This window comes from Proteiniclasticum ruminis (assembly GCF_900115135.1).
Classification (GTDB): Bacteria; Bacillota; Clostridia; order Clostridiales; family Clostridiaceae; genus Proteiniclasticum; species Proteiniclasticum ruminis_A.
The window spans coordinates 53,187-69,166 of the sequence record NZ_FOVK01000005.1; the positions used below are offsets into that span (position 1 = coordinate 53,187).

At 47.1% G+C, this 15,980-nt stretch carries 10 protein-coding genes; 1 reads left to right on the plus strand and 9 read right to left on the minus strand.

Annotated features, from left to right (window positions below; all coding sequences use genetic code 11):
- Window positions 1-36: 36 nt before the first annotated feature.
- The 9 genes from BM243_RS08855 to BM243_RS08895 form a co-directional block, all read right to left on the minus strand.
- On the minus strand, window positions 37-1,614 hold the full coding sequence (locus BM243_RS08855; protein WP_074912017.1) for an ABC transporter permease/substrate-binding protein: 1,578 nt from the start codon (window positions 1,612-1,614) through the stop codon (window positions 37-39).
- A 1-nt stretch (window position 1,615) separates the two neighbouring features.
- The gene (locus BM243_RS08860; RefSeq protein WP_074912018.1) at window positions 1,616-2,743 is read right to left on the minus strand and encodes a betaine/proline/choline family ABC transporter ATP-binding protein; all 1,128 of its coding nucleotides are present in this window, start codon (window positions 2,741-2,743) and stop codon (window positions 1,616-1,618) included.
- A gap of 260 nt (window positions 2,744-3,003) precedes the next feature.
- Complete coding sequence (locus tag BM243_RS08865) at window positions 3,004-8,988, minus strand: Cna B-type domain-containing protein (protein ID WP_074912019.1); 5,985 nt, start codon at window positions 8,986-8,988, stop codon at window positions 3,004-3,006.
- 695 nt (window positions 8,989-9,683) lie between these two features.
- On the minus strand, window positions 9,684-11,192 hold the full coding sequence (citF, locus tag BM243_RS08870) for a citrate lyase subunit alpha (protein WP_074912020.1): 1,509 nt from the start codon (window positions 11,190-11,192) through the stop codon (window positions 9,684-9,686).
- Entirely contained in the window at window positions 11,189-12,055 is an 867-nt protein-coding gene (locus BM243_RS08875; protein ID WP_074912021.1) for an HpcH/HpaI aldolase/citrate lyase family protein, read from the minus strand. The genes citF and BM243_RS08875 overlap by 4 nt, the downstream gene beginning before the upstream one ends.
- Entirely contained in the window at window positions 12,048-12,308 is a 261-nt protein-coding gene (gene citD, locus BM243_RS08880) for a citrate lyase acyl carrier protein (protein ID WP_074912022.1), read from the minus strand. Before citD ends, BM243_RS08875 begins: the two co-directional genes overlap by 8 nt.
- 14 nt (window positions 12,309-12,322) lie before the next feature.
- Window positions 12,323-12,829: a citrate lyase holo-[acyl-carrier protein] synthase gene (gene citX, locus BM243_RS08885; RefSeq protein ID WP_074912023.1), complete on the minus strand. Its 507-nt coding sequence runs from the start codon at window positions 12,827-12,829 to the stop codon at window positions 12,323-12,325.
- A 19-nt stretch (window positions 12,830-12,848) separates the two neighbouring features.
- Entirely contained in the window at window positions 12,849-14,027 is a 1,179-nt protein-coding gene (locus BM243_RS08890; RefSeq protein ID WP_074912024.1) for an NAD(P)-dependent malic enzyme, read from the minus strand.
- Window positions 14,028-14,150: 123 nt separating this feature from the next.
- Window positions 14,151-15,083, minus strand: a complete 933-nt coding sequence (locus BM243_RS08895; protein ID WP_074912025.1) for a LysR family transcriptional regulator — start codon at window positions 15,081-15,083, stop codon at window positions 14,151-14,153.
- A 239-nt stretch (window positions 15,084-15,322) separates the two neighbouring features.
- On the opposite strand from BM243_RS08895, the gene BM243_RS08900 reads away from it, so the two are divergent.
- The gene (locus BM243_RS08900; protein ID WP_074912026.1) at window positions 15,323-15,979 is read left to right on the plus strand and encodes a CoA transferase subunit A; all 657 of its coding nucleotides are present in this window, start codon (window positions 15,323-15,325) and stop codon (window positions 15,977-15,979) included.
- The last annotated feature ends 1 nt before the right edge of the window (window position 15,980 follow it).

The window sequence follows — 15,980 nt, forward strand, 5'->3', positions numbered from 1 at the left end:
TTTTATAGATCCAATAGTTATTCTATTTTATTCTGATTATCCGTCCAGAAGCCCCTGTTCAATGAGAAAATCTCTGGCGACTTTTTCAGGCTGCTGCTGCAGTTCATCCACACGGTAGTTGAGATCCACTATGATGTCATCGGTCAGCACCTGGCCCAGCTCATCCAGAACCGGCGAAATCTCAGGATACTCCGCCAGAAGTCCGCTTCTTAAAACCGGCACCGCATAATAGGGCGGGAAGAAGTTTTTATCGTCCTCCAGCATCACCATGTCATATTTTTTCAGAAGCCCATCTGTGGAGAACGCATCTGTGATGTCCGTCTCTCCGCTGTCGATGGCTCTGTATTTATTCGCCCCATTGATACCAATTTCTTTTTCAAAGGTGATGCCATAATGCTCTTTCAACCCAAGAATGCCATCTTCTCTGTTGAGAAACTCCAAGGTGGATCCAATGGTAAAGCCATCAGACACAGAAGCCAGATCACTGATGGTCTCAAGCCCGTACTGCTCTGCTGTCTCTTTTGTCACAGAGAGCACATAGGTGTTGTTGAACTGAAACTGCTTCAGAATATCAATGTCAAACTGCTCTTTCAGATCCTTCTTTGCGGTATCATACACCTCCTGCATATCAGAGTTTGGTGCATACCCCAGCGTATCCCCATAAATGGTTCCTGTGTACTCCAGATAAAGATCGATGTCTCCAGTTTTTATGGCCCCGAAAGCCACCTGGGTCCCACCAAGGTTCGGCTTTCTCTCCACATGAAGATCTGTCCGGTCCTCTATGAGATCCGCCATGAGATGTACGACGATGTACTGTTCGGTGAAGTCTTTCCCACCGATGGTGATGGACTCTTTCCCACCTGCCCCACTGCCGATGGCAGTGACGGTGAAAAGCACCACGAGAAGGGCAGCCACTGAGCCAAGAATCCCTTTTTGGATTCTTCTTTTGGCTTTCACTTCAGGAAGGCTCTTTCTTTGTCCCTGCTGAAGACTGATGGGCGTCACCAAACTTTCCACCACACTGAAAACATTGTCCACGAGAAGCGCCAGCACCGCAGCTGGGATGGCCCCCGCTAGAATCTGAGCATTATTGGTGGTGCTGATTCCTGAGAAGATCAGAAATCCAAGTCCACCAGCCCCAATGAACGCCGCCATGGTCATAAGCCCCACGGCAGTCACCGCAGAAATTCTAACCCCTGCCATGATCACAGGCAGAGCCAGCGGAATCTGAACTTTTGTCAGCACTTGGCTCTTGGTAAGCCCAATGGCTTTGGCCGCTTCCAGGGTCCCTTTGTCAATACTGGTGATCCCCGTGAAGGTGTTCTTGATGATAGGTAGTAGCGAGTATAAAATGACAATCACCACAGAAGGCAGCGATCCGATGCCTAGGAGCGGAATCGCAAGCCCCAAAAGCGCCATACTCGGAATGGCCTGCACCACATTGGCGCCGCCTACCACCCCTTTGGATGCTTTTCTGAAGTAACTGATGAGAATCCCCAGAGGAACCCCCACCAGCACCGCAAACCCCACCGCGATGAGCGTCAGCTCAATATGCTCCAGTGTCAGCCGAAGCACCTGGTCCCAGTTGTTCCTAAAATAATCAAATACGTTCATGCTATATCACCTCTCCCTCTTCGAAGTACTGCTGACTGAGAGTTGTGACCAGACTGTTCTCCGTCACAAGACCCATGAGATTTCCTTCCTCAGAGAGAATGGGAATTTCAGAAATACTGTTGTCGTCCACCACCCGGAGAAGATCCACAATGGAATCCTGAGCTCCAGCAAAAGCAAAGTCTCTCAACATGAGATCCTTCACTAAAGTGGATCTGTCTTTCATTTTTGCTATCTGCTTCGGCTTGATGAGCCCCAGCATTCTTTTCTTTGGTCCATCCACCACAAGAAGACTGTTCACTTTCATGGTCCTCATTTTGTCCAGCGCTTTCCCGATGGTGAGCTCTGGAGAAACCGTCACTGGTTCATTGATCATGATGTCTTCCGCCCGAATGTACTCCGGAGATTCCCAGATTCTGTTTCTTCCTACAAATTCAGAAACAAAATCATTCGAAGGATACTTGAGGATATTTTCCGGTGTATCATACTGGATGATCTCCCCTTTGTCCATGATGCAGATCTTATCCGCAATCTTGATGGCTTCTGACATGTCATGGGTGACAAAAACGATGGTTTTCCGCACTTTACTCTGCAGATTCACAAGCTCCTCCTGAAGAGATGTCCTTGTGATGGGGTCCAGCGCAGAGAAGGGCTCATCCATCAGGATGATATCCGGATCCAGCGCAAAAGCCCTGGCCACCCCCACTCTCTGCTGCTGTCCACCGGAAAGCTCACTGGGATACCGGTCCAGAAATTCTTCAGACAGTCCCACCATCTCCATGAGCTCCTCCGTCTTCTCAGAAATCTTCACAGGATCCAATTTTTCCACCTTTGCGATGATCTCTGTATTCTCACGAATGGTCATATGAGGGAAAAGTCCCGTCTGCTGTATGACATATCCGATGTTTCTCCTCAATTCTATCGGATCCTTCCTGGAGATGTCTTCTCCATCAATGGTGATCCTTCCGGTAGTGGGCTTAATCAGCTTATTGATCATCTTTAATGTGGTGGTCTTTCCACAGCCCGAGAGCCCGATGAGCACAACCAGCTGGCCTTTTTCAATGTCGAAGGAAATATCCTTCAGCACTTTTGTGTCTTTGAATTTCTTCGATACATTTTCAAATTTTATCATTCCATTCCTCCTTCTTCCATTCTTCTTCAAAATGAATGATTGCATAACTAACAACTCTAATTATAACAGAAGGTTGTCACTAACCCAAGGAATTGTGAAACTGTTTCATGAAATCATTACATTTCAAAACCCCACAAAAGAATCTCACAAATGAGAACTTTTACTTTTACGAATCTCATAACAATTTCCTGCAATAGAAAGAAGCAGCTGTTTCCAGCTGCCCCTTCTTTGGATGTGTATATGTGTTGTTTCAGATGCTGCTATCTTACAATTCTCTTCTTCTTGGACAGGAGTACGGCGCCGCCCATAATGAGGATCAAGCCTAATCCATAGAGGTAATTGACATTTTCAGATCCAGTTTTTGGCAGTTCCTCTTCCTCTTCTGGCAGTGGCAGTGGTTCCACATCTTCGATTTCAAGAATGTTCACCACGGTGAGCTCCAGTACTTCTCCATCTTCATCCAGCAGCACCGTCTTTGGTGTATCGTCGATGATGTAGTCTTCTGGTGCGCTGATTTCTGTCACAATGTAGGTGCCTAATGGGAGAATCACATCAAGGAGTCCATCCTCGTCTGTCGTTCCGGTAAAGAGCACAACGCCTTCTTCATCTGCGATTTCAAATACTGCACCTTCCACCGGGAAGTCAAAGTCGTCAATCTTTATGATGCTCAGTGTAGCTCTCAGCTGTCTATTTAAAATACTTGTGCCTGTTACAGTGGCTACATATCCCGGTACTGCATCTTCTGTGATGGTGTACACATATGGGATGCCTGCTTCTGTAAACTCTGGAAGATCTGTGAAGCTGTAGAGCCATAGTCCGGATGCATTGGCGGTGACCACTAATTCTCTAATCTCTTCTCCATTCTGAAGAAGATTCACAGTGATGCTTGCTGGTCTGCCAAAGAGATCATCCCAGGTCTTCTGGCCATTGATGTTCACGATGCCTTCTCGGGTGTTCTGAATATCGTAGGTGCCTGGCACGTAGTTTGTATTGTATCCTTCTACAGGATCCTCTGTGACGGTATAAGTATAGGCCATGCCTTCCTCATCAAACTCTGGAAGTTCTAAGAAGCTGTAGGTCCAGTTTCCTTCTTCATCTGGAGTGACAAGTACTTCAGCAATCTCTTCTCCGTTTTGAATGAGGTTCACTGTAATGGATTCTGGTCTTCCCGTTCCATCGTCAAGCCAGGTCTTCTCTCCGGATACATCCACGATGCCTGCTCTGAGGTTTGTAATAGTGAAGGTGCCGTCCTCATTCTCTGTGACGGTGCTTTCATAGCCTTCTACAGGCACTTCTTCGATGGTGTAGGTGTAAGGAATACCCATGTTGTCAAATTCAGGAAGCTCTGTGAAGCTGAAGCTCCATAGCCCTTCTACATCCATGACTTCCATAGATCTGTCAAACTCTCCATTTCTAAGAAGGTTCACAGTGATGCTTTCCGGTCTTCCTGTGCCGTCATCCAGCCAGGTCTTTTCTCCGGATACTTCCACGATGCCCACTCTCAGGTTTTCCACGGTGAAGGATCCATCTTCATTTGGTGTTACAGTACTTTCGTATCCTTCCACCGGATCTTCTGTGATGGTGTATTCATAAGCGATACCCATGTCATCAAACTTTGGAAGCTCCATGAAGCTGAATCTCCATTCGCCTTCCTCATCTGGTGTTACAACCGCTTCGTCGATTTCTTCACCATTTTGGAGAAGGTTTACGGTGATGCTTTCTGGTCTTCCTGTTCCGTCATCCAGCCAGGTCTTTTCTCCTGTTATATCCACAAAACCTACTCTGAGGTTTGTGACCAGGTACTCTCCATCATTAAGATCTTCAATCTTTGTGCTGTAGCCTTCCACGGCTTCTTCTTCAAGAGTATATACATAAGCTTTACCATTCTCGTCGAACTCAGGAAGTTCATCGAAGCTGAAGGTCCACTTCTCATCTTCTCCTTCTGATACAACAGCTGAGTCATAAGGTTCGCCATTTCTCAGAAGGTTCAGTGTAATACTTTCCGGTCTTTCTGTGCCGTCATCCAGCCAGATCTTCTCTCCAAATATTCTTACGGTGCCCACTCGGAGGTTGGTGACAGTAAAGGTGCCATTTTCATTCTTCAGCACGCTTTCGCTGTATCCAGAAAGGTCTTCCTCTTCGATGGTATACGTGTAAGCAATTCCCTTTTCGTCAAATTCCGGTTCATTCAGGAAGGAGAAGCTCCAACCGTCTTCTTCTGTGATCATGTCTGACTTATAGTCTTCGCCATTTCTCATAAGCTTGATGGTGATGGACTCTGGTCTTTCCGGATTATTGTCATCCAGCCATACCTTATCTCCTTCGATATCCACGAAGCCTACTCTTAAGTTTTCAATCTCAAAGTAATTGTCTCTTATTTCTGTGATCTTTGTTGTGTATCCGTCCACTGGATCTTCAGTGATGGTGTAGGTATAAGCTATACCTTTCTCATCAAACTCCGGCAGGTTGCCGAAAGTGAAGCTTGCTTCTCCGTTTTCTCCAAGCACAACAGCTTTTTCATCCACTTCTACGCCGTTTCTCAGTAGATTCACCGTGATGCTCTCTACGCTTCTTGTTCCATTATCCAGCCAAGTTTTCATTCCAGATACGGAGACAATGCCAGTTCTCAGATTTTCAACTGTGTAGCTGCCATCCTCATTCATCTTGATGGTGGATGCATATCCAGCCACAGCTTCTTCTTCGATGGTGTAGGTGTAAAGGATGCCTTTCTCGTCAAATTCTGGAAGTTCCAGGAACTTGAAGGTCCATTTTCCATCCTGCCCTTCAGATACTGTTCTGAAGTCCACAGGTTCACCGTTTCTAAGAAGATTGATTCTGACACTTTCTATGCTTCTTTCTCCATTGTCCAGCCAGGTCTTTTCACCCAGTATGTCTACGGTTCCTTCACGAAGGTTTGTGATGGTGAACGTTCCGTCCTGTTCTTTGACAATAGAGGTCTTGTATCCTTCCACGGCATCTTCAGAGACGGTGTAGACATAAGCGATTCCCTTGTCGTCAAAGGCTTGGAGTTCCTTGAAACTGAAGGTCCACTTGCCTTCTTCGTCCGCTGTCACAACTCTTTCATCCACTTTTACTCCGTTTCTTAAAAGGTTCACTGTAATACTTTCTGGGTCTCTTTCTCCGTTATCCAGCCATACTTTTCTGCCGGCGATGGAGGTGATGCCCACTCTTAAGTTCTCTACGTTATAGCTGCCATCCTCTTTCATGGTGATGGTGGTTTTGTAGCCTTCCACAGGGTCTTCCTTGATTGTGTATACATAGGCTTTTCCATTCTCATCAAATTCTGGAAGATCCTTGAACGAGAACATCCACTTTCCATTGGTCTCTGACACTACGGTACTCTTAAATTCTACATTGTTTCTGAGAAGTCTTATGGTGATGGTTTCCGGTCTTCCTGTACCGTTATCGAGCCAGGTTTTTTCTCCAGAAATCTCCACCAGTCCCTCTAAGAGATTTGTCACCGTATAGGTGCCATTTTCATTCTTCTTCACCGTTTCTTTGTATCCGTCCAGGTCTTCCTCTTCGATGGTATACGTGTATGGAAGTCCGTCCTGATCGAATTCAGGCACTTTCATAAAGGCGAAGGACCAGTTTCCTTCCTCATCCGCTTCCACACTCACGCTCTTGTACTCCAGACCGTTTCTTCTGAGGTAAATCGTGATGGAGTCTGGTCTGTCCAGATTGTTGTCGTCCAGCCAGATCTTTTCACCAAGGATGTTGATTTCATTGACTCTAACGTTGGTGATGACAATGCTGCCGTTCTCTTCAGAAACAGTACCCGCATAGCCGGAGACTGGATCTTCTGTGATGCTGTAGGTGTAAGCAATTCCTTTTTCGTCAAACTCAGGAAGATCTTCAAAAATGAAGCTCCATGTATCTGACTCTCCAGGATATACATCTTTATCCATGATCTCTTCTCCATTTCTAAGAAGATTCACGGTGATGAAATCTGGTCTTGATAGAGGTCCTTGATCCTTCCAGATCTTTCTTCCAGCGATGTCCACAAGCCCTTCTCTCAAGTTTTCAATCTCAAAGGTTCCATCGTCTTTTTCTTTCACTGTGCTCTTATATCCGTCCACTGGAACTTCTTCCACACTGTAGATATAAGGAAGTCCCACCATGTCAAACTCATCCAGATCCATAAAGCTGAACAGCCATTTTCCGGATTCGTTTGGTGATACTTCTTTACTGTTTACGGGATAGCCATTCTGAAGGAGATTCACAGTGATGCTTTCTGGTCGTCCTGTGCCGTCATCCAGCCAGGTCTTCTCTCCTTGGATGTCCACTTTCCCAACACGAAGGTTCGTGATGGTGAAGGTGCCATCTTCATTGTCTTCGATGTCTGGCAGGTATCCTGCTACAGTCAGCTCTTTCAGCGTATAAATGTAAGGGATGCCATCTTCATTGAACTCAGGCACTTTACTGAAACTGAAGAGCCATTTGCCTTCTTCATCCGGTTCCACTTCTGCGCTTCTATATGGGCTTCCATTTTGAAGAAGCTGAACCGTAATGCTCTCTGGTCTTCCTGTGCCATCATCCAGCCAGGTCTTTTCTCCCAGAAGGGTGATTTCATTGACTCGGGTGTTGGTGATGGTGAAGCTGCCGTTCTCATTCTTTACGACGGCGCCCTTGTATCCAAGAGGAACGTCCTCCTCCACCTTGAAGGTGTAAGGGAGTCCATTTCCGTCAAAGGCAGGCTCATCTTTAAAGGTATATGCCCAGGTGCCTTCCACAGGCTTCATCTCTACAGTTTTATAAAGCTCGTTGTTACGGAATAAATGAATGGTGATCGCGTCTGGTCTTGCGCTGGTATTGATGTCTTTCCAGACTTTTGTCACCGGTATATCCACAACACCGGTTCTGGTGTTGGTGATGGTGAATCCATTCACGCTGCCGTTGTATCCAGGCACATTATTTTCGGTAATGGTGTAGGTGTATAGATCTCCATTTCCGTCAAATTTGTCCAGATTTTTAAATTCACCTTTCCAGCTCTCGTTGGCACCAAAGGTGACTTCTGAAACCTTAACCCCATTTCTTAGAAGATTGAAGGTTACAGAGGCTGGCCTCATGGCGGTGCCCGCTTCATCTTTCCAGATTTTCTCCACTGGAAGATCGAACTTCTCTGTTCTTGTATTTCTTACGGTAAACCCATCAATGACGGTGCTGTATCCAGGAACCGGCACTTCTTCCACGCGGTAGGTGATAGGAGAACCGTTTAGGGTGGTCTTTGGAAGATTCATAAAGGTGGTCTTCCAGCCTGAATCAGCATCTGCTGTCTGGGTCATAACTGGTTCTGTCTCTACCCCTTTAAAAAGCTTGAAGGTGATTTCCTCTGGTCTTGCAGGTCCGCCCGCATCTTTCCAGATCTTCGTCACTTCAATGTTCATGAGCGGAGGTGTATATTTATTTTCGATGCTCATGGTATAGACATGGAATCCATTCGCAAATGTCTTCACCACATCACTGTAGGTTGCGGCATACCCTTCCGGTATGTTCTTTTCTACAGCAAAGTATGTGTACACTCTTCCAAGATTGTCTGTATAGTCCACTTCTTTTGTCATGGTGTTCTGGCTTTCTGTCAGTTCAAAAGAACTGGCCACAGTTGGTGTGTACGGGATGGTTTCATCCTGATAATCCTTGTACAGATCAATGGAGGCTGCATATTTTGGTCCATCCACCCAGGTCTTGGATACCACAGCTTTTGCTTTTGGTATGGTGATCTGAAGTGTGCCAAAAATCCAATGGCCTTTACCCTGTTCAGAAATAACTTCGATGCCATAGGTATTGCCACCATTCAGCCCAAGAGTGGATAGAAATGCACTGAGCGAAAATCTTGCTACAGTCAGGTGGGAGGACTTTGTGTTACCCTGGGATGAGTCCGGTGCAAAGACCTGATCTCCTACCCTCACCGTATCTGTAGTTGCATAGGCAGTATAGGATATTGCTGTGATCACTCCACCCGGTGCCGTCAGCTTGATTTCCTTGATATCATGGGTACTGTCCGTCATCAGATAGACGGAGTCCCCATTGGTCCAAATAGCCTTCGCGTAGGTGTGGTCATTGGTAGAAGTTTCACCAACAATTTTTGCACTTAAAACAACCGCATCTTCTGCATCAATAGGATAAAACGCTTCTGCTGCATCAATCTTCACTGCACCAGGCAGAATCAGTAGCGCTGCGATCATCACACTTAAAAACTTCCGAAACACTTTCCACTTTCTCATGGTTCTCTCTCCCTCCTTGAGGAATTTTGTCAAAATCGTTAGTCCCGACTTGTACTTTGAAACAACACTAGAATTTATTACGACACTTTATACTAATATTCTACAAAATAAAACCTTCATAATCAATATTGTTAAATTTAAATAAATCTATAATTAAAATATATGGAGTTACTCGTCATTATTTTCATATCTTCCGCCTGTTTTTTTAACTGACTTTATAATTTTCATTCGAAATGCAGCGATAATCTAACTGTATGTATGATTTTCCACTACTTTATCTTGTGAAATTCTCCGTATTATAATACTGGTTATAGTTTTTCTTCTATTTTGTTAACATTTTCTAAAGGAAACACCCTCATAATTACGTAAGAACTTTAGTCCGGATTATACACAGCTGTATAAAATCATTTATTAGAGATTATTTAATCAATTTCAAAATATACATGGTTGTCTTCATGAAAATGCTAATTACGCTCCAATAGAGCACAGTGAACTTTCTATATCCACATCACTCCACATGGTGTATATAATTTCACAATGCCTTATGATTCTGTGAACTCTTTTCTACTGTTTCCTGCTGCACCCTGAAGGTAGAACATAAGTCCCTAAAAAGGCTATTTGCAAACCGGAAAAAGACATAAAAAGAACCCCGCAGCCTTCTTCAAAGCTGCGAGGTTCGTCATTCCATCTAGGATTTATTTCTTTACTTTCCAGATCACATCAAGGATGGCGCCATCCCGGTATTCACTGACCGCCACAATCTCTCCGGTGCTTTCTTTTCTCCTGGGAACACCGGTCAAGCTGTCCGCTACCGCTTTCAGCTCCCGGATGTCCATGATCTTCAGGCTGGTTTCTTCTTTCAGCGTCCTGATGAGCTTTTCGTGCCTTGGATGAACCGCAATGCCCCGCTCTGTGACGAGCATATCAATGGTTTCTCCTGGCGTGGTCACCGTGGTCACCCGTTCCACCAGGCAGCTGATCCTGCTGTTCACCAAAGCAGAAACGATGATGGCAAGCTTTGCGCCAGCTGCAGTATCCGCATGGCCTCCGGACCCTCCCAGAATATATCCGTCGCTGCCTGTGGTGACATTGACGTTGAAGTCCACATCTATTTCCGATGCACCTAGTATCACCACATCCAGCTGATTCACAATGCTTTGGTCGTTATGGAGATTCGCATAGGTATTGGCGGAGATCTTCACATGACGCTCATTCTTCTTCACAGACTCCACCGCATCCAGATTGAAAGCTTGCACATCATAAAGCTTCTCAAAAAACCCTTCCTTCAGCATGTCCACCAGATAATCTGTGGTGCCGCCGCAGGCAAAGCTTCCTTTGATATTTCTTTCCTTCATGATCTTTTTCACTTCCAGCGCCACAGCCAGGGAAGTGCCCCCAGCACCGGTCTGGAAGCTGAAGCCATCTTGTAAGAGACCGCTATGGGCTATGACCGTCGCCGCATCCCGGGCAATTTTCAGCCCCACGGGATCCTTTGTGATTTTTGTGGTCCCGGAAACAATGCCCTTGGGGTCTCCAATGGTTTTCACTTTCACCACATAGTCAATGAGATGGCCTGATATTTCAGGTCTGTTCACAGATTCCTTCACGGTGTCGGTGATGGCCACCACCTTTTTTCCTGCTTGGGCATCCGCATGCGCGTACCCAAGAACGCCACAGGCCGCAGGTCCTTCTGAACCTGTGAGGTTTCCATGAAAGTCCACTGCAGGCGCTGCGATGAACGCTGCATCGATAACAAGCTCCCCCTCCAGAATGGCTCTGGGCCTTCCTCCGTGGGTGGTGATGGTACAGATTTCCTTCACTTTTCCTTCACTGACAGCCCTTGCCACAGGGCCTGACATATAGGAGGCGTGCAGCCTTGTCACGGTACCGTCCTCAAACATGGGCACCAGAGGAGCATGACAGGGGAAAAAGGAGGAGGCTGCCACAGTGATCCCTTTCAGTCCTCTTTCCTGAAGCTTTCCCATGACAAGATTCAGCACCTGGTCTCCATTTCTCAGGTGATGGTGGAAACTCACTGTGATGCCATCTCGAAGCTCCAGGGCATCCAGCACCTCATCCAGATTCTCAGAAAACTCCGGAATTCGTCCTTTTTCTTTGTTGTCGATATACTCCACATGTCGTTTGTCTTGAAAAGCACCTTCATAGGGTCTCAGGAGCCCTTCTCTTCCTAAACTGTTTTTCATCTCACAAGCCCCCACTTCCTGGCCGATGCCATGGTTTTCTCCGCACGCTTGATCACCGGCAGATCCACCATCTTTCCTTTATAACTGAAGACACCCAGCCCTCTCTTCTTTGCTTCCTCTGCTTCCAGAAGAATGTTCTGGGCTTCCTCAATTTCCAGGGCAGTGGGCGAAAACACCTCGTGGATGGGCTCCACCTGCCTCGGATTGATGGCCAGTCTTCCGGTGAATCCGATGGATTTTGAGAACCTGGTGTCCTCTTGCAGTCCCTCCATGTCCTCTATGTCTGTATAGGGTGTGTCGATGGCTTCTATGCCATAGGCTTTGGCTGCTGTGGCAATCTGGTATCTTGCAAACAGAAGCTCATGACTGTCCGCAGTTCGCTTCACTCCCATGTCGCTGGTGAAATCTTCTCCACCCAGGATGAGCCCTTCAATCCGACGGCTTGCCTGCAAGGTGCTCTTCAGATCAAAAAGACCCAGGGCGGATTCCACGATGAGGATGAAAAAGAGCTTCTTTTCTATATGATGAAGCTTCTCCAGTCTTACCACTTCCTCCTCCACCAGTTTCACAGAAGCTTCGGTGGCTTTGGGGATCACAATGCCCTGAGGCTTTGCAGGCACCATCACCGATAAGTCTTCTTTCCAGTAGGGCGAGTCTGTGGGATTGATCCTCACGGTGACTTCCGAATCTGTAAAGGTTAAAAAAGACATCGCTTCTCTCACCAGTGTTCTTGCCGCATCCTTCTCTTGCAGAGACACCGCATCCTCCAGATCAAAGACCAGGGTATCTGCTCCTAGAATATCGGATGTCGTGAGCATCCCAGGGTTGTTTCCTGGCATAAACAGTAAACTTCTTCTAGCCATTTGCTCTTTTCACCGCCGTTTCCACTCGAGCGCGGATGGTATAATCCAGCGCTCCTTTGTCTTCCAAATAGATCTGACCTCTGGTGATGCCAAGACCAAGAAGCGTCTCCCGCACCACCAGTTCAATCTGCTCCCCAAAAGCATCCAGCACTGTGCTCTCCAGATAAAGAGAAAGCTCTTCTCCTGGTGCCACTCTCACAAAGCAGTCGTTGGACTGGATGGTCCCGCATACCGCCTGTTTTTTTATTTCCATAAATTTCCCCCGTTTCATCGGTGCTGTGGAGGATTCCCATTCTCCAGCAGCTGATATTCTTTCACCTGTTTCTCAAAATAGAGGATGACCTCTTCCATGACGTGTTTCTTAGAGCGGACACAGTAAACCGCCTTTTCCCCGCAGAGATAGCAGCTTCTATCCGGAAAGCCCAAGTCTCTTCTGGAATAGATTCTTTCCTTGTCCCGGACATCAAGATCCGCTAGTCTTCCCAGAGGATGGGTCTCTTCCAGTAGAACCGCCTTTCTTTTTGCCTCTTCTCCCTCTTCCAGAAGAAGAAAGAAGTAGAGGAGTCCTTCCTTGGACTCATATGTACGCTCTTCCACTACAGAAAATGCCTTCAGCACTTCCTTTCTTAGGGTTTCCACCATGTAGGACACAGCTGGCACATTCTTGTTCTCACCGGGATAATTTCCCCGAAGCGTCAGAAGGACCTTGCCTGTTTTCTTTAGAAGGTTCCGCTCAAAGGCGTCCCTCTCTTCTCTTGCCTCCAGCAGTTCCAACGCTCTCAGCTCCCTCTGTCTAAATTCTGGAAAGACCTTCTTCCACAGCTTTTCTCGCCACGGCATCGGCCACCACTTCCGCCACCCTTTCATCAAAGGCTCCTGGAATCACATAGTCTTCCCGTAGATCCTTCTCTTCTATTAAGGAAGCGATGCCTTCCGCCGCCGCCATCTTCATGGCCTCGGTGATCTTTTGAGCCCGCACCTGAAGGGCTCCTTTAAAGAGTCCTGGGAAAGCCAGCACATTGTTCACCTGATTGGGAAAATCAGAACGGCCGGTACCCACTACTCGGGCTCCTGCCTCTATTGCATCCTCATAGGAAATCTCAGGCTCCGGATTTGCCATGGCAAAAACAATGGCATCCTTCTTCATCGAGGCAACCATTTCTTTGGTGAGCACCTTCGGCGCGCTGACCCCTACAAAAAGATCCGCCCGTTTCATGGCTTCGGATAAAGCCAAAGGTTCATCCTCTCCATTGGTAATCTCGCACAGCTCTTTTTCCAGGAAGTTGTACTCTCCCATGTCGCCCTTTCTCAGGATGCCGTGGACATTGAAGGCATAGATGCTCCGGATACCGTAGGCATGAAGCATCTTGATCACAGAGCTGCCTGCGGCTCCGGTACCAGAAACCACTAAGGTCACATCCTCTTTTTTCTTGCCGATGAGCTTCAGCGCATTCATGACCCCTGCTGTCACCACGATGGCCGTACCATGCTGGTCGTCATGAAACACTGGAATATCCAGCTCTTCTATAAGTGTTCTTTCAATCTCCACACATCGGGGCGCGCTGATGTCTTCCAGGTTGATGCCGCCGAAAGTGGGCGCCATGCGCTTCACCGTCTCAATGATCTCCTTGGGATCTTTTGTATCAAGGACAATGGGTATGGCATTAACCCCCGCAAATCTTTTGAAAAGCGCTGCCTTTCCTTCCATCACAGGAAGAGCGGCCTCAGGCCCGATGTCTCCTAGACCCAGCACCGCTGTACCATCGGAGACCACAGCCACGATGTTCCCCTTCCAGGTATACTTATAGGCATTGTTCCTGTCCTTGGCGATTTCTCTGCAGGGCTCCGCAACCCCAGGGGTATAGGCCACAGAAAGATCTTCTTTATCCTTCAGCGGCGCTTTCAGCTCCACAGAGATTTTGCCTTTCCACTTTTCATGGAGTTCCAGTGCTTTTTCATAATAATTTCCCATCGTTCCACCTCATATCTATCAGTTTCAGCATCTCAGGATGCTGATGCATTCTCTTTAAGGATACCCTTTTTTCCTGTACTCTTCAACGGCAAATCCCATGGACATCTGTATGCACAAAGGTGCTTACACTTCATTTTCCCGGTTGATGGGCCTGATGTCCTTTCCTTTCTGAAAGTACTCCACAATGCTTTCCTTCACATACTTTTCCAGGGTGGAGTTGTAGGATTTGAGAGGATGGGTCAGCACCACCTTCCAGGACACCGGTGACAGAAGCTTCTTCTCCAGGATGCCGTCCGTGGCGATGAACTTTGTGATGGGGGAAGGCAGAATCGTCACCATCTCCGAATCCTTGGTCACTTCCAGAAGAAAATCCCAGGAGCCGGAAAGAATCTGAATGTCCGGTTCCATCCGAAGAGCTCTGAATTTTCCCATGAGCAGATGATGGATCATAAAGCTTTCATTAAATAGGGCCAGCTTTTCCTTTTCCAGATCCGTCCACCTTAGCATCTCTTTTTCTGCCAGTGGATGAGTGCTGGAAAGAAACACCGTCAGATCGTCTTTTTTCAGAAGCACTTCCACAAACGCCTGGGGATTCAGCTCCGACGGAGAAAGAAGCACCGCAAAGTCCAGTTCATTCATGGCCAGAAGCTTTCTCAGCTCAAAGGCTCCCGCTTCCACGATCTCGAACTTGATCAGCGGATTGAGAAGAATCAGCTTGGACATGACTTCTGTGAAAAGCACGGTCAAAATCAGCGGCGGAATGCCGATACGGATGACGCCCCGCACTTTCTTGGAGGCTTCTCTGAGCTCTTTCAGCATCCGGTCATGGGCTTCCACCACACCTTTGGCATTGGCAAAGAAATTCTCTCCGGAAGGTGTAAGTCCCAGAAGTCTGCCATGCTTTCTATAGAAGAGATCCACCCGCTCCTCTTCCTCAAACTTCAGGATATACTTACTGAGGGCCGGCTGTGAAATATGGAGCTTTTTGGACGCTTCACTGAGGTTGAATCCATTGTTCACCACAGTGATAAAGTATTTTAGATGGTCTATATTCAAGGCTTTTCCTCCTTCTGGATGACTTCCGCTTTCTACGCATCATCTTATAACTTCATGTTATAGATTCTATGAAAATTTCGTCCTGTACATTCTTCTATGATAACGTTTTAATAAGGTTGAGTAAAGAAATACTTGAAGAGAAACCAGGAACTCTCTCATGCTTATTCTGAATGAACCACTGCTTTCTATTTGAGCTGATGCAAAGTCTTTTGATATAGATACTGGAAAGGAGCTTTACTATGAATAAACTCATTGATTTATCCCAAGCCATTGCCCATGTGAAAGACGGAGATACCGTCATGATTGGTGGTTTCCTAGCGGTAGGCACCCCAAACCGGCTCATCGATGCGCTCATGGAAAAGGGAGTCAAAGACCTGACCCTCATCTGCAACGATTCTGGGTTCATCGACCGGGGCGTGGGTAAAATGGTGGTGAACCGCCAGTTTAAAAAGATCATCGCCTCCCATGTAGGCACCAACAAAGAAACTGGCCGTCAGATGCTCTCTGGAGAAACCGAAGTGGTCCTGGTGCCCCAGGGCACCCTCATTGAACAGATCCGAGCAGGCGGACATGGTCTGGGCGGAGTGCTGACTGCCACGGGTCTCGGGACAGAAGTGGAAAAAGGAAAGGAAAAGGTCACCGTGGACGGCAAAGTCTACCTGTTGGAAAAGCCTCTCCGTGCCAATGTGGCACTGATTTTTGGAAATCAGGTGGACAAGTTCGGCAACATCCATTACCACGGCTCCACCCGAAACTTCAACAACATGATGGCTGCTGCTGCAGACATCACCATTGTGGAAGCCATGGAAATCGTGGAAGTGGGAGATCTGGACCCGAATTCTGTGCATACCCCTGGGGTTTTTGTCAATTACATCGTAGATGGAGGTGCCATTTAAA

Excerpts from the sequence above, each read along its gene's own strand:
- BM243_RS08855 (WP_074912017.1), bottom strand. The coding sequence starts at position 1,614 with ATGAACGTATTTGATTATTTTAGGAACAACTGGGACCAGGTGCTTCGG.
- BM243_RS08860 (WP_074912018.1), bottom strand. The coding sequence starts at position 2,743 with ATGATAAAATTTGAAAATGTATCGAAGAAATTCAAAGACACAAAAGTG.
- BM243_RS08865 (WP_074912019.1), bottom strand. The coding sequence starts at position 8,988 with ATGAGAAAGTGGAAAGTGTTTCGGAAGTTTTTAAGTGTGATGATCGCA.
- citF (WP_074912020.1), bottom strand. The coding sequence starts at position 11,192 with ATGAAAAACAGTTTAGGAAGAGAAGGGCTCCTGAGACCCTATGAAGGT.
- BM243_RS08875 (WP_074912021.1), bottom strand. The coding sequence starts at position 12,055 with ATGGCTAGAAGAAGTTTACTGTTTATGCCAGGAAACAACCCTGGGATG.
- citD (WP_074912022.1), bottom strand. The coding sequence starts at position 12,308 with ATGGAAATAAAAAAACAGGCGGTATGCGGGACCATCCAGTCCAACGAC.
- BM243_RS08890 (WP_074912024.1), bottom strand. The coding sequence starts at position 14,027 with ATGGGAAATTATTATGAAAAAGCACTGGAACTCCATGAAAAGTGGAAA.
- BM243_RS08900 (WP_074912026.1), top strand. The coding sequence starts at position 15,323 with ATGAATAAACTCATTGATTTATCCCAAGCCATTGCCCATGTGAAAGAC.